Raw genomic sequence first — 19,179 nt, 5'->3', positions numbered from 1 at the left:
CCGGGCCGGTCCGCCCGCCAACCCGGGCAATCCGGTGCCCCGCGTTCGCCTCGAAGCGGTTTCCCGCGGGTGAGCTGTGCGGTCACCGGATTGCCCGGGCTGTGCGGGATGCGGCAGCTACCGGCGGTGCCGGTGTGTCTCCTCCGCGGGGTATTCCTCGCGAGCGAACGACCCCGTCGCCGGAGATTCGGACTCCGCGCTGCTGGGCCAGTACCGGCTCGCGCGCTGCCCCCGGATACGCGACAGATCCGGTTCATGGATATCGGTGATGCCGACCTGCAGGAACAGCAGCAGCGTCACCATGCTCACGCCGATGATCAGCGGGGTCAGCAGTTCGTTGGCCTGCGCGCCCGACGGCGCCTGCATGTTGTCGGCCATATGGGCCTGCATGGCGTACATGCCGGTGTAGTGCATGCCGCAGACCGCGACGCCCATGATCATCGCCGAACCGATGGTCGCGAGCAGCCCCTCGACGTGCAGAGCGAACCACAGCGCCGCGGTCGCCGCCACCACCGCGATCACGATGGAGACCAGGACCAGCCAAGGGTCGTAATGCATCGCGACGTCGGTTTTCATCGCGTACATGCCGGCGTAGTGCATTGCGGCCACACCCAGCCCGGTGACGGCCCCGCCGGTCAGCAGCGCCGAGGCGTCGCCCTGCCGGCGGATCACCAGCGACAGGCCGATCCACACCACGGCCACCGCGATCGCGGCGCTGATCAAGGTGATCGGGATGTTGTAGCGAATGGTCGCGCCGTGGACCGAGAAACCCAGCATCGCGATGAAGTGCATCACCCACACTCCTGTTCCGCCCAGGGCGACGGCCGCGGTGACGATCCATCCGCGGCGTCCGGGGTTGGCCCGCGCACGCACCATGCAGCGCAGCGCGAGCAACGAACCGATGACGGACATGACGTAGGCCAGTGAGGGTGTCAACCACCCATAGGTGAACTGGTCGATCTGAAGCATGCGGACTCCTTGCTGAAAGTGCGTCACCGCATCCCCATGCCGGTGACCGTCCGCACATTAGCGAGATACTCGCAGGTAGTAAATTTCCCGAACGTTAGTCCTGGAAAATAGCTGGTGTTTGCCGGATCGCGAGGCCAGTTCGCGTCGCGTGTCCGCGGTCCGGAACTCGATCGCCGGGAGCTGTTCAGGGGACTCGACCGCCGCGCGGGTCCCGCAATCTCACAGCAGCGGCGGCGGGCGCAGATCCAGCCGGCGCATCACCCGGTCCACCAGATCCGGCGGCATACCCGGTTCGCGGCGGGCGGCCAGGGCTTCCCCGCGCCCGGCGTCGAGGACGTCGTTGCTGATCGTGCGCAATTTGCCGGTGAGCCGCATGGCGTGTTCGACGGCCTTGGTGCCGTCGGCGGCCTCGGCCGCTTCCGGGTCGGCGCGCATCAGCCGGCGTTCCACGGTGTCGCGCAGCCGTTGATAGACCTCGTCGGGCAGATCCTCGTTGTCGGCGATCTCCTCGAGCCGGGCCAGTTCCGCGCGCAGGATCCGCGTCCACAGGCGTCGCTCCATGGCTCGCTCGACCTCGGTATCGGCCTTCACCCCGGTCCAGCGCGTCACCAGGGGCAGCGTGGGGCCCTGCAGCAGCAGCGTGAACAGGACCACGACGAACGCGATGAACAAGACCTCGGTGCGGCCGGGGAAGTCCGCGCCCGAATCGGTGGTCAGCGGCAGGGCCAGTGCCAGCGCGACGGTCACCACGCCGCGCATGCCGGCCCACCAGGTGACCACGGCTTCGCGCCAGGTGTACGGCTCGTCCACGCGCCGGCGCCGCCACCAGCCGCGGAACAGGGCCGTACTGGCCAGCAGCCACACCAGCCGCAGGGCGACCACCACGCCGACCACCGCGGCCGCCCCGCCGAGCAGGCGCGGCCAGTTCGGACCGGTGGTGGCGAGCACCGTGCTCAGTTCCAGGCCCACCAGCCCGAAGGCGAATCCGGTGACCAGCATGTCGATCACATCCCAGAACGAATCGCCGACGATCCGGTATCCGACATCGCTGAAATCCGTTGCGGCATCGGTGAGATACAGCGCGCAGACCAGGACCGCGAGTACCGCCGAACCGTGTGCGGCCTCGGCCAGCCCGTAGGCGGCGAACGGGAGCAGCAAGCCGAGGGCAACCTGCCACGGCGCCTCTGTGAGCCGCCGCATCAGGGCACTGCCGGCCCAGCCGAGCGCGAGCCCGACCGCCACCGCCACCACCGCCGAGAGCACGAAGTCCGCCGCGGTCCGCCACGCGGAGAATTGCCCGGTCACCACCGCCTGCACCGCGACGTCGTAGATCACCACCGCGGTCACGTCGTTGAACAGGCCCTCACCCTCGAGCACCGCCAGCAGACGCCGCGGCAGACCCAGCCGATCCGCCATCGCGCTCACCGCCACCGGATCCGGCGGCGCCACCACCGCGCCCAGCGCGAACGCCGTGCCCACCGGCAGCGCCGGATACCAGAGGTGGAAGATCGCGGCGACCGCGGCCGCGGTCGCCACCACCAGACCGACCGCCCGCAACAGGATCGCACCTGCCTTGGACGCGAACTGCTGCCAGGAGGTGCGCCGCGCCGAGGCGTACAGCAGCGGCGGCAGGACCAGCGGGAGAATCAGTTCGGGCGCCAGCGCGATATTCGGCACGAACGGCAGCATCGCCATGACGAGCCCGAAGACCGTCATCAGCACCGCGGGCGCCAAACCGAGCCGCCGGCCCAGCGGCTGCGCCAGGATCGTCGCGAACGCCAGCACGAAAACCAACACCAACTGATCCACGACAGCCCACCTTATGGGGCCGTGGCGGCGGTACGCCGGACATAACGACGATGCCGCCGAGGTCGAACCTCGGCGGCATCGTCGGTGGCGTGGATATCAGTCCAGGTAGTCGCGCAGTACCTGGGAGCGGCTGGGGTGGCGCAGCTTGCTCATCGTCTTCGACTCGATCTGGCGGATGCGCTCACGGGTGACCCCGTAGACCTGGCCGATCTCGTCGAGAGTGCGCGGCTGGCCGTCGGTGAGACCGAAGCGCAGCCGGACCACGCCCGCCTCCCGCTCGGACAGCGTCTCCAGCACCGACTGCAGCTGATCCTGCAGCAGCGTGAAACTCACCGCGTCGACCGCGACGACCGCCTCGGAATCCTCGATGAAGTCGCCCAGCTGGGAATCGCCCTCGTCACCGATGGTCTGGTCCAGCGAGATGGGCTCACGCGCGTACTGCTGGATCTCGAGGACCTTCTCCGGCGTGATGTCCATTTCCTTGGCGAGCTCTTCGGGCGTGGGCTCGCGGCCCAGGTCCTGCAGCAGCTCGCGCTGGATGCGGCCCAGCTTGTTGATGACCTCGACCATGTGCACCGGAATACGGATGGTGCGGGCCTGGTCGGCCATCGCGCGGGTGATGGCCTGCCGGATCCACCAGGTGGCGTACGTGGAGAACTTGTAGCCCTTGGTGTAGTCGAACTTCTCCACCGCGCGGATCAGACCCAGGTTGCCCTCCTGGATCAGGTCCAGGAACGCCATACCGCGGCCGGTGTAGCGCTTGGCCAGCGAGACGACCAGACGCAGGTTGGCCTCGAGCAGGTGGTTCTTGGCGCGGTTGCCGTCGCGCATGATCCACTGCAGGTCGCGACGGGTGGCCACCGGCAGCTTCTCGCCCTTGTCGGCGAATTCGCGCAGCTTCTCGGTGGCGTAGAGACCGGCCTCGATCCGCTTGGCGAGTTCGACCTCCTCCTCCGCGTTCAGCAGCGCGACCTTGCCGATCTGCTTGAGGTAGGCGCGCACGGAGTCCGCGGACGCGGTGAGCTCGGCATCCTTGCGGGCCTGGCGCAGGGCCTCGGATTCCTCCTCGTCCCAGACGAAATCGCCGGAGGCCTTGTCCTTCTCCGAGGGCTCGTCGGCTTCCTCGTCCTCGGCTTCGGCCTCTTCGTCGGCGGCTTCTTCGACGAGATCTTCGCCCTCGTCGCTCAGATCGTCCTCGGAGACCTCCAGATCACCGAGGTCGTCGAGTTCCAGCGACTCGTCGTCGAGGGGCTCGTCGGCTTCGTTGTCCGCGCCGGGGGCCGCCTTCTTCGTGGTGGCCTTCTTGGCGGGGGCTTTCTTTGCAGCCTTGGCTCCCGCTTTCTTGGCGGGGGCCTTCTTCGCGGCGACCTTCTTGGCTGGGGCCTTCTTCGCGGCAGCCTTGCGGACCGGCCGTGCTGCGGTGCCTTCTGCGGAGTCGGCAGCGTCGGCCGATTCGGCGGTCTGTCGGGTATTCGTGGCTACCACGTACGCCCTTTCGTGACGGTCTCGTGCGGCGTCACGCCAGAGTAATCATCCGGCGGAGCGGTTCTGTCGGGGTTGAACCCGGCTCTACGTGCCGGGGTTGTTTTCCGGCTCACCGCCGGTCTCGTTCCATTGTAACTATCGGCAACGAGTGCTCACGGCGCGATCCCGCTATCCACGGCCATCGCGGCGCCCACGATACCCGCGGTGTTGCGCAGATGGGCGGCCGCGACCGGAGTCCGATTGGCCAGCAACGGGATCCAGTGCTCGGCATCGCGGCTGATCCCGCCGCCGGCGACGAAGACCGTCGGCCAGAACAGGTCCTCCAGGGTGACCAGTACCTTGGTCACCTCGGCGGCCCACTCCTTGTACGACAGATTCTTTCGTTCCTTCACCGACGACGCGGCCCGGTGCTCGGCCTCCTTGCCGTGGACCTGGATGTGGCCCAGTTCGGTGTTGGGAACCAGGACGCCGTGGTTCAGCAGCGCCGAGCCGATACCGGTGCCGAAGGTCAGCAGCATCACCAGGCCGTCGATATTGCGGGCCGCGCCGTAGCGGTCCTCGGCCAGGCCGGCGGCGTCGGCGTCGTTGAGCACCACGACGTCGCGTCCGCCCAGCGCCAGTGAGAACAGCTGACGCGCGTCGGTGTCGATCCAGCTCTTGTCGATGTTGGCGGCCGTGCGGGCGATGCCGTTGACCACCACGCTGGGCAGGGTGAGCCCGACCGGGCCGTCCCAGTCGGCCTGGGTGACGAGTTTGGCGACGGTTTCGGCGATGGCGTTGGGGGTGGCCGGGTGGGGCGTGGAGATCTTGATGCGCTCGTGGGCGAGGTCGCCGGTGGCGAGGTCGACGACGGCGCCCTTCACCCCGCTGCCCCCGATATCGATTCCGAATGCTTGCCCCCGAGCGGACATCGCGAACTCCTCGTTCCCTGTGGTCTAGGCCGATGAAGGTGCCAGCGGCACGTTACACCGCGCGACGCGCCCATGGCCGCGACCGCGGATGCGAGTCCGGGCGGATCTATGGTCGGATGGATACCGTGCCCGAGACGAATTCACCCGCCGACACCGCGGAAGCGCCCGTCCTCGATCCTGCCGAAATCGCCGAATTACGCCGTGTTTCAGTCTATCTGGCCGAGACCGCGGCGGCACACGTCCGCCGACGCCGTCCCGAGGTCTTCGGCGCGGGGCGTGGCGAGGACGGCTCGGTCCGCACCAAATCGACGCCGACCGATCCGGTCACCGTGGTCGACACCGAAACGGAGCAGCTGATCCGGTCGCTGCTGGCCGAGACGCGCCCGGGCGAGCGAGTCCTCGGTGAAGAGGGTGGTGGCAGCCTCGGAGCCGCGGGCGAGATCGTGTGGGTGGTCGATCCGATCGACGGCACGGTCAACTTCGTGTACGGCATTCCGGCCTACGCGGTGTCGGTGGCCGCGATGCGCGGCGGCCGTTCCCTGGCCGGTGCCGTCGTCGACGTGGCCGGTGGAGTCACCTACAGCGCCGGACTGGGCGCGGGCGCCACCCTGGCACATGGCGACGATGAGCCGATCACGTTGCGCTGCAACGATATCGACGCCGTCCGGCTGGCTCTGGTGGCCACCGGCTTCGGCTACGGCGCGGCGCGGCGGGAACGGCAGGGCGAACTCGTGGCACAGCTGCTGCCGCGGGTCCGCGACATCCGCCGGATCGGCTCGGCCGCCCTCGACCTCTGCATGGTGGCGGCGGGCCGCGTGGACGCCCACTACGAGCACGGCCTCAATCCGTGGGACTGGGCCGCCGGAGCCCTGGTCGCGGCCGAGGCGGGCGCGGTCCTGCGGCTGCCCGGCGCGGACTCCACCGGCGCGCAGGGGGCGCTGACCGTCGCCGCCGCTCCGGGCATCGCCGACGAACTCGCCGAACTGTTCGACCGCCTCGGCGTCGCCGCGCCCATCCCGGAGGAGTGAGCGGGGCTCAGCAGCGGGCGGTGCGCGCGGCCTGCAGCAGCGCCGAATCGACGTCCGGGCCGTTGGGCGCCGGATTCTTCAAGGCGCGCAGCACTTCCTCGGCATCGGTACTCGGCTGCAGATCGTTGCCGAACAGGGTGCCCAGGGCCAGGTCGACGGTGTCGTCGGTGCGCTGATCCTCGACCAGCTCCGCGCACGGCGCGACGAGCTGTACGGCGGCCGCGGCGGGCCGACCGCTCACGCCGTAGCGGATCTGGCCGGTGCAGACCAGGTCGCCGTTCAGGTAGACCGGATCGTTGCCGAAGACGGGAGGCGGCGGGCTGGCGAAGCCGTAGTCACCGAGCTTGGACGCGATGTGCTCGGCCAGGCCGCGCTGGCCGGAACCGTTGAGCACTCGCACCTTGGCCTGGGCCAGCGGCGCCGGCTCCACATCGTGCAGCCGCGACGGTGACACCACCTCGCCCAGCGGCGCGGGCTGCGGGGAGTTGGGATCCGACGACGCGGGGGCCGGCGAACTGCAGGCCATCGCGGTATGGGCGGTGTCGGCGGTGGTCAGCGCCTTGATCCACACGATTGCGCAGATGAGGGCGAGAACCGCGATGAGTGCGACCCACGGCTGGTAGCGGCGCCGCAGGAACGGACGGCCCTTGTTGTCGACCGCGCTGCCTTCGGTGATCAGTGAAACCACACGCACACCTTACGAGTTGGCGGGCCGCGGTCGCGCACGCGGACACCTGCGCGCCGATTCGCCGCGGTGGAAACAGACGGCTACGGCAGTACCGGATATCGGGATGGTAACGATCGGCGCGGCCGTTCGAATCGCGATCGGGTCACGGGCCGGGGAACCGCCGGGCACGAAGCGGTGGCGTATCGCCTCAACAGCCCCTCGGAGTGACGATTATCCGTCGGTTTCGGCTCGCTCGAGTTTTGATTGCGACTTTTGCCCCGGCGTCCGCTATTGTCTGGCGGCCCGATACGAATCGGCTGATGTGAATCAGGGAAGCGATTTCGGGAACAACCAGGGCATGTCCTGCGTTGACCGAGCGCGATCCGGTATGGGTCAGGGTGATCCGGCCGGGCGGCGAGCGGTGTACACGTGACGTACACCACGGCGGGGCGGCATTGCCGGGCGATTCCGACAGGGATCGACGTTCGGCGGAGCCGGTCCGGGATATACGGAGTAAGGACGAGGGGAAGACGACATGGCAACCGACTATGACGCACCTAGGCGCAGTGAATCCGACGAGGTGTCGGAGGACTCGCTCGAGGAGCTGAAGGCTCGTCGCAACGAGGCCGCGTCCGCCGTCGTGGATATCGACGAATCCGATACCGCGGAGTCGTTCGAGCTTCCCGGCGCGGATCTGTCCGAGGAGGTGCTCTCGGTCCGGGTGATCCCGAAGCAGGCCGACGAGTTCACCTGCTCGAGCTGCTTCCTGGTTCATCACCGCAGCAGACTCGCCAGCGAGGCCGGCGGGCAGATGATCTGCATGGATTGCGCGGCCTGAGCGGATCCGTGCGGCCGCAGCGGATTCGTTCCGCGGGTAACTGAAAGAACGACGACAAACAGCCCGGCAGGTCCCGTCAGCCCGCGCTCGGCACGCCGAGCGCGGCCAGTACCTGCTCGGGTTTACGCGTGCTGATCAGCCAGTACGGAGCGGGGTCGTCCGGATCGTCGAGGACGAGCAGGACCATGGGCCCGATCCAGGGGCGATGCTGGACGAAGGCGGCCGGGTCGAGCTGACGACCCAGTGCCGCGCTCTTCGCGCTGGCCGGTACCGCCACCGCCCGGGATACATACGTTACCGGTAGGTGGGCCCGGTCCGCGCGCAATTCGAGGATGCCGTCGGCATCCGCCGCCACCTCCACACGGTGACGGCTCACCCAGATCAGCGCCCAGACGGGCACCGGGAACAGCAGCACATACGGCAGCCACGCCCGGATCCCCGGCGCTCCCATATGGATTTCGGCGGCCAGCAGGCCGGTCACCGCCAGCGCCACCGGCCACCACCACAGCGGAACCCACAGCCGTTCGGAGTAGACCGCGGCGGGCTTGTCGGCGTGCGCGCGCGCCGGGGAGTCGTGGGGAGGCACTGCGTGGGACTGGTCGGACACCACATCATGCTAGGTCAGGCCGACATATTCGCTGTCGGCGGGAGCCGGTCCGGGCCGTGCGTGACCGCGGCCGCTCGGCGCCGCCACATCCGGGCCCGGCGGCTCCCACGGCCCGGCCGCCGGACGCGTAGGCTCGCTGGACGTGACCGGACTTGCACCCATACCTCTGCTGCGGCTCGATCCCGGCGTCCCGGTGCCCACACGCGCGCACCCGGGCGATGCCGGAGTGGATTTGTGCACCACCGAAGACGTCATTCTTGAGCCGGGCGAGCGGGTTCTCGTCGGCACGGGAATCGCCGTCGCGTTGCCGGTGGGCACCGTCGGCCTCATTCATCCCCGGTCGGGGCTGGCCGCCAAGACGGGCCTGTCCATCGTCAACACGCCGGGCACCGTCGATGCCGGGTATCGGGGCGAGATCAAGGTCTGCCTGATCAATCACGACCCGCGCACGGCGATTCAGTTGCATCGTGGCGATCGGATCGCACAATTGCTGGTGCAGCGTGTGGAACTGGTGGATTTCGTGGAGGTCGACCAGCTCGACGAAACATCGCGCGGCGCAGGCGGTTACGGGTCGAGCGGCGGACACCACAGTCTGTCGCCGCAATCCGGCGGGGTGGGCCGCGCCGGAGGGGAGGTATGAACATGTTCGGCCGTGGAGATCATCGATCCGATCATGACTCCGAGCGGGACGACACCGGCTACGGCGATTCCTATTACGACGAGGGATACGCCGAGGGCGGCTACCGGACCGGTACGCACCGGGCACCGGACCTGGGGGACGAGGCAGGCTACGGCGAATCCGCCTACGGCACCGGCTATTCCGAGCCGGACTACCCGGCCGGGCCGGGCACGGAGGCTCCGAGCGGGCGCACCGGACGGCACGGCCGTGCGGAGCCGGACCACGGTATGACTCCGCCCGGATACGGGACGCCGGGACTCCCGGCGGCGGCGCCGTATCCCGGTGCGCGGCCCGACCCGTACGAGACGGGCACGCACGCGCGAATGCCGGCGCGTCCGGGTACTCCTGCCCGCGGTGAGGCGGCGGGCCGTCCGCCGCGGCGAGTGCCGGGCGGACCGGGGCCGGACCTGCCGCCGGTGCCGGGGGATATGGACGACACCGGGCCCATTCCACGCATCCCCTCCGGTCAGTTGCCGCCGCGGCCTGCGGGCGGAACCGGCGCGATCCCGCGCGTCCCGGGCCGCCCGGCGGGTACGGGGGCGATGCCCCGCGTTCCCGGTGGTCCGGGCGGCACCGGAGCCACGCCGCGCGTCCCCGGCGGCCCGGTCGGTAGCGGTGCGACCCCCCGCATTCCCGGCGGTCCCGCGGGAACCGGTGCGACGCCCCGGATCCCGGGTGGTCCGGTCGGCACCGGACCCACCCCGCGGATTCCCGGCGGCCCGATGGACACCGGTGCGATGCAACGCAATCCCGGCGCCCCGGCCGGCACGGGCCCGACGTGGCGCAATCCTCCGGGGCCCGGACCGGCTGGTCCGGTGACGGGATCGGTCCGGCGTATTCCGCCCGGCGCCAACCCGGCCGGGCCCCCGACGGGTTCGGTGCCACGGCTTCCTCCCGGTCCGGGCCCCGGACGTCCGGCGCCGGGCGGTCCGGGTGCTCCGGGGCGGCCGGTCCCGCCCGGCGCACCCGCCGGAGCCCCGCGTCCGCCGCGCCGCGCCTCGGAGCCGACGGGTACGCCCGCGCCGCCGGCTACCGGCCGGCACCCGGTCGTGCCGGCACAGCAGCGCCCGGATTCCGGTGACGCCGGGTACGGCCACCCGCAGACGGGCCGGCATCACCCGGTGAATGCCGAAGCTCCCGGCTATCGCGAGCCCGCGCAGCCGCAGCCGGCGGTGCCGGACCCCTACGCCGGCCACGGCTTCAACACCGCCGAAACCGGCTCGGCCACAGGCGGTTTCGCGGTCGCCGACCCCTACCGGCCGTCGTCCGGGGCGCACAGCGGTGACTCGTACGCCGAGTCTCCCGGCTACGCTGAGGATCCCGCCGAAACCGCCGGTTACGCGGACGATTCCGCGTACGCCGGTGCCGATGCATACGCCGAGAACGATGCGTACGACCCGGAAGGTTTCGACGACGGCACCGAGGGCTTCGCCGACGACGCCGACCGGTACGACTCCGGCTACGCCGACGAATACGACGCCGACGAATATGACGAGGACGGCGACGCCGCCGAGAGCGACGATTCCGCCCCCCGCACCGGGCCCTTCGATTACGACGAGGTGGCCGACATCCTCGCCGAGATCTCCGACCAGCATCTCGATCTGGGGTCGGTGCTCCTCCCGGTCCCCGACGGCGGTCAGTTGCAGGTGGAGATGACACCCGACGGGACGCCGCAGGCGGTCCATCTCGCGACCCCGCACGGCCGTCTCACCGTGGCCGCCTACGCGGCACCGAAATCGCCGGGCCAGTGGCGGACCGTCGCCGCGGACCTGGCGGAATCGCTGCGGGCCGACGGCGCGCAGGTCTCGGTGCAGACCGGGCCGTGGGGGCGCGAACTGCATGCGGTGACCGAGGGCGCCGATCTGCGTTTCATCGGCGTCGACGGCTATCGCTGGATGGTCCGGCTGGTGGCGGCGGGGCCCTCGGGCGCTGCCGACGAGGGCGGCCCGCTGGTCGAAGCGGCTCGCGCGATCCTCGCCGAAACGGTGGTGCGTCGCGGCGACGAGCCGATGCCGGTGCGGGAACCGTTGCCGGTGGTGCTGCCGCAGCAGCTCGCCGACCAGTTGATCGCGGCGCATCAGCAGCAGATCGAGGCGCAGCAGCAGGCGCTGGCCGCGCAGGCGGCCGCCGCGGAGGCGGCCGCGACGGGTACCTTCCCGGTGGTCACGGCCGAACAGCAGGGGCCGCGCCGCGGCGCCGAAGGTTCGGCGATGCAGCAACTCGGTCGCAACTGACCGCTTCCGGGCGCCCGCGAGACCGCCGGGCGCCCGGGCGTCGTCAGGCGCGCAGTCGGGGCGAGATCAGGTCGGGGATGCCCCGAGCGCCGAGAATCCCCGGATCGGCGCCGAGTTCGTCGAGGGTGATGCGGTGCAGGCGCGCCCGCGGGATGAGCTGGGCCCACTGTTCGGCGATGGCCGGCGGGTGCACCGGATCGTCGACCGCCGCCACGACGGTGGCCGGAACGCGCAGGGCGGCAAGTAATTCCGTGTCCGGCCAGGCATAGGTCGCGGCCTCTTCGAGCGCCGCCGGCAGATCGGGCCAGTGCGTGCGCCACGACTGGGTCAGCGCCCGTCCCAGCCAGGCCGGACTACCCGCGCGCATCCGCTCGATCACCGGCTCCAGGCCGTCGGCGCGCAGCTGGGCCGCGGTGCTCGCCGCGCTCAGCGCCGCCGGGCATCCCGTGATGTCGGAGCCGGTCCAGGCCGGCAGGGCAGCGACCACCCCGAACGCCGATTCCGGGTGGGCGGCAGCCCAGTCCACCGCGATGGCGGCGCCCAGCGAGATCCCCGCGGCGAGCACCGGCCCGCTGCGTGCCGCCTCGTCGAGCGCGGCCCGGCAGCTCGCGACCACGGCCCGCGGCTGCGGCTCCACCGCGATGAACGGCAGATCCATTGCGGCACAAGCCGGTTCGAACGCGCGTCGCGCGAAGTCGGCATCGGATCCGGTCCCCGGCAGGGCGACGACGACGGCCGGGCGCGGACCGCGGGAGCGGGATAGCTCTGACACGGGCGGCAGCCTAGCCGGTGGACCGGGCGGGCCCGCCGCGCGAGGTTCGGAAAACGTGTTGTCGACCACTCGAATCCGAGGGTTCGCGCGCGGATCGGCGGGGAACCCAGCAAACGGTGCGGTCAGCGCCGTGACGGTGGTGCCGGGCTCCCGTGGCACGGGTGTCCGGGTGCATCTACAGTGGCGGTGTACGGCCCATCAGCCGGTCGTGTGGGAAACCGACGACGTGTGACCCACGCCGTCTGTAGTGCAGGAAGTGTTGCAAGATGCCTTTCACAGGCGGAAACAAGGCGGGTTCCGGTGCCGCGGGCAAGGTAGGCCCCGACAGCGGGTATTTCCGGCGTTTGGGGCGTCGACTGACGGCCGATCTCGACGTACTCGATGCGGAGGAGCTGGCGGAGACCTCCGAAGCGTCGGGCGCGTGCAGGGCGGCGGAATGCCGACGCGGCGAAGAGGTCACCATGCTGGGGCGATTGCGCAGTGTGGAGGCCTGTCCGAAGTCGGCCAGCGCCTCGGTGGAGGCCGAATTCTTCGACGGCACCGACGCGGTGACGCTGGTGTGGATCGGCAGGCGCCGCATACCCGGTGTCGAATCGGGACGCCGTATCCTGGTCCGTGGCCGCATCGGTGAACGCGATGGCGCCAAGGTGATGTACAACCCCTACTACGAACTCCGCGAGAATTCCTGACGTATGCCGATACCCCACAACGACGAGGGCGCCGACCCGGCCGCCGTGGCCGGACTCCGCGCGAACCCCGTCGCGGGGCGTGGTCGTCACCGCCTGCGCGAGTCCGGCGGTGATGCACCGCGGCATCCGGCCGTCGGCGAGGGCGACCACTCCTACACCGGTGAGGACCGCGAAGAGGAGATCGAGCAGACGCTGCTCGAGCAACTCGGTGGTATCAGCGGACTGATCTATTCCACGCTGCCGGTGGTGGTGTTCGTCCCCGCGAATACGCTGTGGGGCCTCACGGCCGCCATCTGGGCGGCGCTGGCCACCGCCGCCGGTGTCCTGATCTGGCGGCTGATCCGCCGTTCACCGATCCAGCCGGCGATCTCCGGATTCATCGGGGTCGCGGTGTGCGCCTTCATCGCCCACCGCACCGGCGCGGCGAAGGGGTACTTCCTGTTCGGCATCTGGGCGAGCCTGGTCTACGCCGGGGTATTCCTGGTGTCGTTGCTGGTGCGCTGGCCGCTGGCCGGGGTGATCTGGGGTGTGCTCAACGGCCACGGCCACAGCTGGCGTGCGGATCGGCGCGCGATGCGACTCTACGATCTGGCCACGGTGGTGTGGGTGCTCGTCTTCGGCGCCCGCTACTTGGTGCAGAACCATTTCTACGACACCGACAGCACCGGCTGGCTGGCCGCCGCCCGCATCGCGATGGGCTGGCCGTTGACCGCGGTGGCCCTGCTGGTCACGGTGTGGGCGGTGCGTCGCGCCGGCCATATGCCGGCCTCGTCGGCCACCGAGTAGTTCGCCGCCCGGCGGCGGGTGGACCGAACCGACTCCGAGTCGGGTAATGCCCCCAATTCTGGGGGCGGACAACGATGGGGTGGGCAGAACCCACCCCTGGGGTATCTATTTCGCGAACCGGATTCGGCGCACGATCGTGTCAGTCAGTAGCGATCGGCGAGAGGATCCCCGGTGGATACCGAGAACGACACGGTGACGGCCCCCGGCCCGGCGAAGGGTGCGGGAGTCCGGTCGCCGAGATCGGCGCCCGCGGGTTCCGACAGCCGCCGCGCCGCCGCCGAACTGGACCGCCTCATCGGGCCGGCCGCCGCGGGTGACCAGCGCGCGGTCACCGAGATCATCCGGATTGTGCACCCGCTGGTGCGCCGCTATTGCGCCGCGCGCGTCGGAAGCAGCAACAACCCGCACGTCACCGCGGACGACATCGCGCAGGAGATCTGTATCGCGACCGTCACCGCGATTCCGCGTTATCGCGATCAAGGAAAATCGTTCCTGGCGTTCGTCTACGGCATCTCCGCCAACAAGGTGGCCGACGCGTTCCGCCGCGCCCAGCAGCACCCGTCCTATCCGGTGGCCGAGTTCCCCGACACCGCCTCCACCGCACCGGGGCCCGAGGAGCTGGCGCTCAACCTGGAACGGCGCCAAGCCACCCGCGAGCTGATGAAGATCCTCGCGCCGGCCCATCGGGAGGTGCTGGTGATGCGGATCGTGCTCGGCTGGACGGCCGCGCAGACCGCCGAGGCCATCGGCACGAGTCCCGGCGTGGTCCGGGTCATGCAGCATCGCGCGCTGACCAAGCTGCGCGCGCAGCTGCTCCCCGAAACCGCCTGAGCGGCTTCAGATCGAGGCGGACGGCTCCGCGCCGGTGGGCGCCGCGCCCGCCGGTTGCGCGGCCAGGCTGCGGCGCAATTCGTCCTCGGCCTCCACCGTGGAAACGAACAGCAGCTCGTCCTCGCCCTCCAGCGGATCGTCGGGCTGGGGGACGATCACGCGGCCACCGCGCAGGATCGTCACCAGAGCGACGTCGCGGGGCAGGGAGAGCGTACGGACCGCGCGACCGGCCAGCGCGGTGTCGGTGGGCAGGGTGATCTCGACGAGATTCGCCTGGCCCTGGCGCAGCGTCATCAGCCGGACCAGGTCGCCGACCGAGACCGCTTCCTCGGCGAGCGAGGCCAGTAGCCGCGGTGTCGAGACCGCGACGTCCACACCCCAGGAGCTGTCGAACAGCCATTCGTTGCGCGGATCGTTGACCCGCGCGACCACGCGGCGCACCCCGAATTCGGTCTTGGCGAGCAGGCTGAACACGAGATTCGCCTTGTCGTCGCCGGTGGCCGCGATCACCACCTCGTAATCCTGCAGGCCCGCTTCCTCGAGTAGTTCGAGTTCGCAGGCGTCGCCGTGCATCCAGGTGGCCGAGGGGGCGACCGTCGGGTCGATGTGGTCGAGCCGCCGCTCGAGCAGGGTGACCCGGTGCCCGCCCCGCAGCAATTCCTGGGCGATGGAGCGGCCGACGGCGCCTGCTCCCGCGATCGCTACGTTCACGACTTGTCCTCGCTCGAAGGGGCGGTGGCGGCGACGGCCACGGCCTCGCCGACCTTGTCGGAGACGGCGGCGATGTAGACCGTGTCGTCGGCCTGCAGCACCGTTTTGCTGGTGGGCAGCAGCGCCTGCCCGAAGCGGACCAGGAAGGCCACCCGCACCGGTACCGCGTCTTCCAGATCCCGCACGGTACGCCCGTACCATTCCTCGTGCAGGACGAGTTCGGTGACCGACCCGGTGCCCGTGGGATCGCGCCAGGTGGCCGTGGTTTCGTCGCCGGTGAGCGTGCGCAGGAACCGGTCGGTGGTCCACGGCACGGTGGCGATGGTGGGGATGCCGAGCCGCTCGTAGACCGCTGCGCGCTTGGCGTCGTAGATGCGGGCCACGACGCGTTCCACGCCGAAGGTCTCGCGGGCCACGCGTGCGGAGATGATGTTGGAGTTGTCGCCGTTGGACACCGCGGCGAACGCCCCCGCGCGCTCGATGCCCGCGCGGATCAGCACACCCCGATCGAAGCCGACGCCGGTGACCCGCTCACCGGGAAAGTCCTTGCCCAGGCGCAGGAATGCGCCCGGATCCCGGTCGATCACGGCTACCTCGTGGCCGATCCGGACCAGGGCGCGTGCCAATGCGGAGCCGACTCGGCCGCACCCCATGATCACTACGTACACCGTGTCAACCCCAATTCCGCCGAAAACCGTGGTGTGCGGTCTGGTTCCCTCTCGAGGGAACCGTACCCGTTGACGGTTCCCCGCAGCATGTTCCCCCATCGGCCGGGACCGAAACGCGAGTGAACCGCCCGCTATGTCACATCCGGTCCTGCCCTTATGCTGTGCCGAGTGTCCAAGTTGACGACGGCCGTCAAGCGTATGGTGGTCGGCCGCCCTTTCCGTAGCGATTCCCTGGGACATACCCTGCTGCCCAAGCGGATCGCGCTGCCCGTCTTCGCCTCCGATGCCCTGTCGTCGGTGGCGTACGCGCCCGAGGAGATCTTCCTCGTGCTCTCCACGGCGGGTTTGTCCGCCTACGTCTACACGCCGTGGATCGGGCTGGCGGTCGCGACCGTGATGGCGGTCGTGGTCGCCAGTTATCGGCAGAATGTGCACGCCTATCCGTCCGGTGGCGGTGACTACGAGGTCGCGACGGTCAATCTCGGCCCGATGGCCGGGCTCACCGTCGGCAGTGCGTTGATGGTCGACTACGTCCTCACCGTCGCGGTGTCGATCTCCTCGGCGGCGTCGAACATCGGGTCCGCCGTGCCGTTCGTGTCCACCCACAAGGTGCTGTTCGCGGTGGCGGCGATCGTTCTGCTGACCGCCATGAATCTGCGCGGGGTGCGCGAATCGGGGACCACGTTCTCGATTCCCACCTACGGCTTCATGATCGGGATCTTCCTGATGCTGGGCTGGGGGGCGGTACGGATCTTCGTCTTCGGCGACGACCTGCACGCCGAATCCTCCGGATTCGGTCTCAACGGCAACGAGTCACATCTGCAGGGCATCGCCTTCACCTTCCTGATCGCGCGCGCGTTCTCCTCCGGATGTGCGGCGCTGACCGGCGTGGAGGCGATCAGCAACGGCGTGCCCGCGTTCCGCAAGCCGAAATCCCGCAATGCCGCCACGACGCTGCTGATGCTGGGTGTCATCGCCGTCACCCTGCTGATGGGCATCATCCTGATGGCGCGCAAGCTCGGTGTCGTCTTCGCGGCGAACTCGTCCGATCTGGTCGGGGCGCCGGCCGGTTATGAACAGAAGACGCTGGTCGCTCAGCTGGCGCACACGATCTTCGACGGTTTCCCGCTCGGCTTCTTCTACATCACCATCGTCACCGCCCTGATCCTGGTGCTGGCCGCGAACACCGCCTTCAACGGCTTCCCGGTGCTCGGCTCGATCCTGGCGCAGGACCGGTTCCTGCCCCGGCAGCTGCACACCCGCGGCGACCGGCTGGCGTTCAGCAACGGCATCCTGTTCCTGTCCGGCGCCGCGATCGCGTTCGTGGTCCTGTTCGGCGCCGAGGTGACGCGGCTGATCCAGCTCTACATCGTCGGGGTGTTCGTCTCGTTCGTGCTGAGCCAGACCGGCATGCTGCGGCACTGGACGCGGCTGTTGCGCACCGAAACCGATCCGGCGGTACGCCGGCGGATGCTGCGCTCCCGCGTCATCAACGCCATCGGCCTGACCATGACCGGCGCCGTGCTGATCATCGTGCTCATCACGAAATTCCTGGCCGGCGCCTGGATCGCGATCGTCACCATGGCCGCGATCTTCGGCCTGATGCGGCTGATCCGCCGCCACTACGACACCGTCGGGCGCGAACTCGAGGAGCAGGAGTTCACCGGCGTTCTACCCAGCCGCACCCATTCGATCGTGCTGGTGTCGAAACTGCATCTGCCGACGCGCCGCGCGCTCGCCTACGCCCGGGCCACCCGCCCGGACACGCTGGAGGCGGTCACCGTCAACGTCGACGAACCCGACACCCGGGCGCTGGTGCGGGAGTGGGCCGACAGCGATATTCCGGTGCCGCTCAAGGTGATCGAATCGCCCTACCGCGAAATCACCAAGCCGGTGGTCGATTACGTGAAGCGGGTGCGCAAGGATTCGCCGCGCGATGTGGTGACGGTCTTCATCCCCGAATACGTGGTCGGCCACTGGTGGGAACAGTTGCTGCACAACCAGAGTGCGCTGCGGCTCAAGGGCCGGTTGCTGTTCGAGCCGGGTGTGATGGTGACGAGCGTGCCGTGGCAGCTGAGTTCGTCGGCCAAGGCACGCCGCCCCGAAGTGGTCAATGCCCCGGGCTCGGTTCGCCGCGGTTACGAGGATCGTTCGTGAGTGCCGGGCCGGATTGGTCCGGGCGCACAGTGCAGGTGCGGCTGGGACCACCCGGCCACGGTGGTTTCTGCGTGGCCCGGCACGAGGGCCGGGTGCTCTTCGTCCGTCATGGTCTGCCCGGTGAACTGGTGCGCGCCCGGGTGACCGAGGACCGCGGCGGCTCGTTCTGCCGCGCCGAGGCGATCGACATCCTGGAGACTTCTTCCGACCGCGTGCCGCCGAATTGCCCGGTCTCGGGTCCCGGCGGCGCCGGGTGCTGCGATTTCGCCTTCGCGACCCCCGCGGCCCAGCGTGGCCTGAAGGCATCCGTGGTCCGCGAGCAGTTGCAGCGCCTCGCCCACTGGGACACCGACATCGTCGTGGAGCCGCTTCCGCTCGGCTCCGGCGGCGACGCGCCCGAAACCGGGTGGCGGACCCGGGTCCGGCTGGTGGTCGACGCCGAAGGCCGGGCGGGCGTACATCGCTATCGCAGTAGTGACGTGATCGCGGATCTGCGCTGTCCGCAGCCGGTTCCGGGCGCGCTGGACGGCATCGCCGAGAGCAGGTGGACGCCCGGTGCGGAACTGGTGATCGCGGTGGACGCGGACGGTATGCGGCACACGGTGGAACTCGCGCCGCCGGCCACGCCGCCACGCCGGGGAGGCGACCGCCGCGCCACCGCCGCGCGCCGTGCCGCGGCCCATGCCCGCCGCCGCGAGCGGGTGATGTCCGGCAGCGGACGAGCCGTCCAATACGTGGCGGGACGCCGCTGGGACGTTTCGGCGACAGGCTTCTGGCAGCCGCATCGCGACGCGGCGCAACGCTATTCGGATGTGGTGGCAGGCTGGGCGGAACTCGATCCCGGCGCCACTGCCTGGGATTTGTATTGCGGCGCAGGAGTTTTCGCCGCCCGGCTGGCGGAGCAGGCAGGTCCGGGCGGAACGGTGCTCGGCGTCGAATCGGCCCGCTCGGCGGTCGCGGACGGCTCCGCCGCCCTGCGCGACCTGCCCGCGGTTCACCTGGATGCCGATCGGGTGGAACGCTGGATTGCCGCCCAGAACCGCGCGCCCGAGGTCGTCGTCCTCGACCCGCCCCGTGCGGGCGCCGGAAAACAGGTCATCACCCCGCTCACTGCCGCAGCACCCGCCCGCATCGTTCATATCGGTTGCGATCCAGCCGCTTTCGCCCGCGACGTAGGTCTCTACCGGGAGGCGGGCTACCGGGTGCGCGAACTGCGAGCCTTCGACGCCTTCCCCGCGACGCATCATGTGGAGTGTCTGGCCCTGCTCGAGCCGGCGTAAGGGGCACGCCGGAGGATGGTGGGCTCGACCGGACGGCGATACAGCGTGAAAACGTATG

The 19,179-nt window shown here is 69.9% G+C and carries 17 protein-coding genes and 1 pseudogene; 9 read left to right on the top strand and 9 right to left on the bottom strand.

Translation table 11 applies throughout. The annotated features are described in order from the left end of the window. Positions 1 to 117: 117 nt before the first annotated feature. The 4 genes from NA3_RS04570 to ppgK form a co-directional block, all read right to left on the bottom strand. Entirely contained in the window at positions 118 to 969 is an 852-nt protein-coding gene (locus NA3_RS04570; protein ID WP_084491147.1) for an MHYT domain-containing protein, read from the bottom strand. 219 nt (positions 970 to 1,188) lie between these two features. After that, on the bottom strand, positions 1,189 to 2,778 hold the full coding sequence (locus NA3_RS04565) for a Na+/H+ antiporter (protein ID WP_062962307.1): 1,590 nt from the start codon (positions 2,776 to 2,778) through the stop codon (positions 1,189 to 1,191). 96 nt (positions 2,779 to 2,874) lie between these two features. Next, positions 2,875 to 4,263, bottom strand: a complete 1,389-nt coding sequence (locus NA3_RS04560; protein WP_062962306.1) for an RNA polymerase sigma factor — start codon at positions 4,261 to 4,263, stop codon at positions 2,875 to 2,877. 152 nt (positions 4,264 to 4,415) lie between these two features. Further along, a complete protein-coding gene (ppgK, locus tag NA3_RS04555; protein ID WP_062962305.1) occupies positions 4,416 to 5,174 on the bottom strand; it encodes a polyphosphate--glucose phosphotransferase in 759 nt (252 codons plus the stop codon). A gap of 116 nt (positions 5,175 to 5,290) precedes the next feature. Here ppgK and NA3_RS04550 point away from each other — a divergent pair, with 116 nt between their 5' ends. Next, entirely contained in the window at positions 5,291 to 6,202 is a 912-nt protein-coding gene (locus tag NA3_RS04550; protein WP_062962304.1) for an inositol monophosphatase family protein, read from the top strand. Positions 6,203 to 6,209: 7 nt separating this feature from the next. Here NA3_RS04550 and cei read toward each other — a convergent pair whose 3' ends face one another. Beyond that, complete coding sequence (gene cei, locus NA3_RS04545; protein WP_062962402.1) at positions 6,210 to 6,890, bottom strand: envelope integrity protein Cei; 681 nt, start codon at positions 6,888 to 6,890, stop codon at positions 6,210 to 6,212. A gap of 514 nt (positions 6,891 to 7,404) precedes the next feature. On the opposite strand from cei, the gene NA3_RS04540 reads away from it, so the two are divergent. Continuing rightward, positions 7,405 to 7,707 carry a DUF4193 domain-containing protein gene (locus NA3_RS04540; protein ID WP_025351469.1) on the top strand — a complete coding sequence of 101 codons (303 nt, stop codon included), beginning with the start codon at positions 7,405 to 7,407 and terminating at the stop codon, positions 7,705 to 7,707. 76 nt (positions 7,708 to 7,783) lie between these two features. On the opposite strand, the gene NA3_RS04535 is transcribed toward NA3_RS04540, so the two are convergent. After that, positions 7,784 to 8,293 carry a DUF3093 domain-containing protein gene (locus NA3_RS04535; protein ID WP_062962303.1) on the bottom strand — a complete coding sequence of 170 codons (510 nt, stop codon included), beginning with the start codon at positions 8,291 to 8,293 and terminating at the stop codon, positions 7,784 to 7,786. Positions 8,294 to 8,456: 163 nt separating this feature from the next. On the opposite strand from NA3_RS04535, the gene dut reads away from it, so the two are divergent. After that, positions 8,457 to 8,954: a dUTP diphosphatase gene (dut, locus tag NA3_RS04530; protein ID WP_062962302.1), complete on the top strand. Its 498-nt coding sequence runs from the start codon at positions 8,457 to 8,459 to the stop codon at positions 8,952 to 8,954. A gap of 1,448 nt (positions 8,955 to 10,402) precedes the next feature. Next, a pseudogene (locus tag NA3_RS36655) lies at positions 10,403 to 11,227 on the top strand (DUF3710 domain-containing protein); the annotation flags it as partial. Between the two features lie 43 nt (positions 11,228 to 11,270). Here the strand turns inward: NA3_RS36655 and NA3_RS04520 are convergent. Then, complete coding sequence (locus NA3_RS04520) at positions 11,271 to 11,999, bottom strand: alpha/beta fold hydrolase (RefSeq protein WP_062962301.1); 729 nt, start codon at positions 11,997 to 11,999, stop codon at positions 11,271 to 11,273. A gap of 266 nt (positions 12,000 to 12,265) precedes the next feature. Between NA3_RS04520 and NA3_RS04515 the strand changes: the two genes are divergently transcribed. From NA3_RS04515 to NA3_RS04505, 3 genes are all read left to right on the top strand, one after another. Beyond that, positions 12,266 to 12,688, top strand: a complete 423-nt coding sequence (locus NA3_RS04515; RefSeq protein ID WP_062962300.1) for an OB-fold nucleic acid binding domain-containing protein — start codon at positions 12,266 to 12,268, stop codon at positions 12,686 to 12,688. Between the two features lie 180 nt (positions 12,689 to 12,868). Continuing rightward, positions 12,869 to 13,474: a DUF3159 domain-containing protein gene (locus NA3_RS04510; protein WP_062962401.1), complete on the top strand. Its 606-nt coding sequence runs from the start codon at positions 12,869 to 12,871 to the stop codon at positions 13,472 to 13,474. A gap of 171 nt (positions 13,475 to 13,645) precedes the next feature. After that, positions 13,646 to 14,305 carry a sigma-70 family RNA polymerase sigma factor gene (locus tag NA3_RS04505; RefSeq protein WP_308189495.1) on the top strand — a complete coding sequence of 220 codons (660 nt, stop codon included), beginning with the start codon at positions 13,646 to 13,648 and terminating at the stop codon, positions 14,303 to 14,305. Positions 14,306 to 14,311: 6 nt separating this feature from the next. On the opposite strand, the gene NA3_RS04500 is transcribed toward NA3_RS04505, so the two are convergent. Together NA3_RS04500 and NA3_RS04495 are read right to left on the bottom strand one after the other, a co-directional pair. Further along, complete coding sequence (locus tag NA3_RS04500) at positions 14,312 to 15,016, bottom strand: potassium channel family protein (protein WP_062962299.1); 705 nt, start codon at positions 15,014 to 15,016, stop codon at positions 14,312 to 14,314. Next, the gene (locus tag NA3_RS04495) at positions 15,013 to 15,684 is read right to left on the bottom strand and encodes a potassium channel family protein (protein WP_062962298.1); all 672 of its coding nucleotides are present in this window, start codon (positions 15,682 to 15,684) and stop codon (positions 15,013 to 15,015) included. Before NA3_RS04495 ends, NA3_RS04500 begins: the two co-directional genes overlap by 4 nt. 168 nt (positions 15,685 to 15,852) lie before the next feature. On the opposite strand from NA3_RS04495, the gene NA3_RS04490 reads away from it, so the two are divergent. Continuing rightward, complete coding sequence (locus NA3_RS04490) at positions 15,853 to 17,841, top strand: APC family permease (protein WP_062962400.1); 1,989 nt, start codon at positions 15,853 to 15,855, stop codon at positions 17,839 to 17,841. Further along, positions 17,838 to 19,121 carry a class I SAM-dependent RNA methyltransferase gene (locus tag NA3_RS04485; protein ID WP_062962297.1) on the top strand — a complete coding sequence of 428 codons (1,284 nt, stop codon included), beginning with the start codon at positions 17,838 to 17,840 and terminating at the stop codon, positions 19,119 to 19,121. Before NA3_RS04490 ends, NA3_RS04485 begins: the two co-directional genes overlap by 4 nt. Positions 19,122 to 19,179 lie beyond the last annotated feature (58 nt).

Source organism: Nocardia africana NBRC 100379, assembly GCF_001612635.1.
In the GTDB taxonomy this organism is placed as follows: Bacteria; Actinomycetota; Actinomycetes; order Mycobacteriales; family Mycobacteriaceae; genus Nocardia; species Nocardia africana.
This window is presented reverse-complemented; position numbering and strand designations above follow the sequence as displayed.

Bases quoted from the DNA above. Each gene is read 5' to 3' on its own strand.
- NA3_RS04570 (WP_084491147.1), bottom strand. From the start codon at position 969: ATGCTTCAGATCGACCAGTTCACCTATGGGTGGTTGACACCCTCACTG.
- ppgK (WP_062962305.1), bottom strand. From the start codon at position 5,174: ATGTCCGCTCGGGGGCAAGCATTCGGAATCGATATCGGGGGCAGCGGG.
- NA3_RS04550 (WP_062962304.1), top strand. From the start codon at position 5,291: ATGGATACCGTGCCCGAGACGAATTCACCCGCCGACACCGCGGAAGCG.
- NA3_RS04540 (WP_025351469.1), top strand. From the start codon at position 7,405: ATGGCAACCGACTATGACGCACCTAGGCGCAGTGAATCCGACGAGGTG.
- NA3_RS04515 (WP_062962300.1), top strand. From the start codon at position 12,266: ATGCCTTTCACAGGCGGAAACAAGGCGGGTTCCGGTGCCGCGGGCAAG.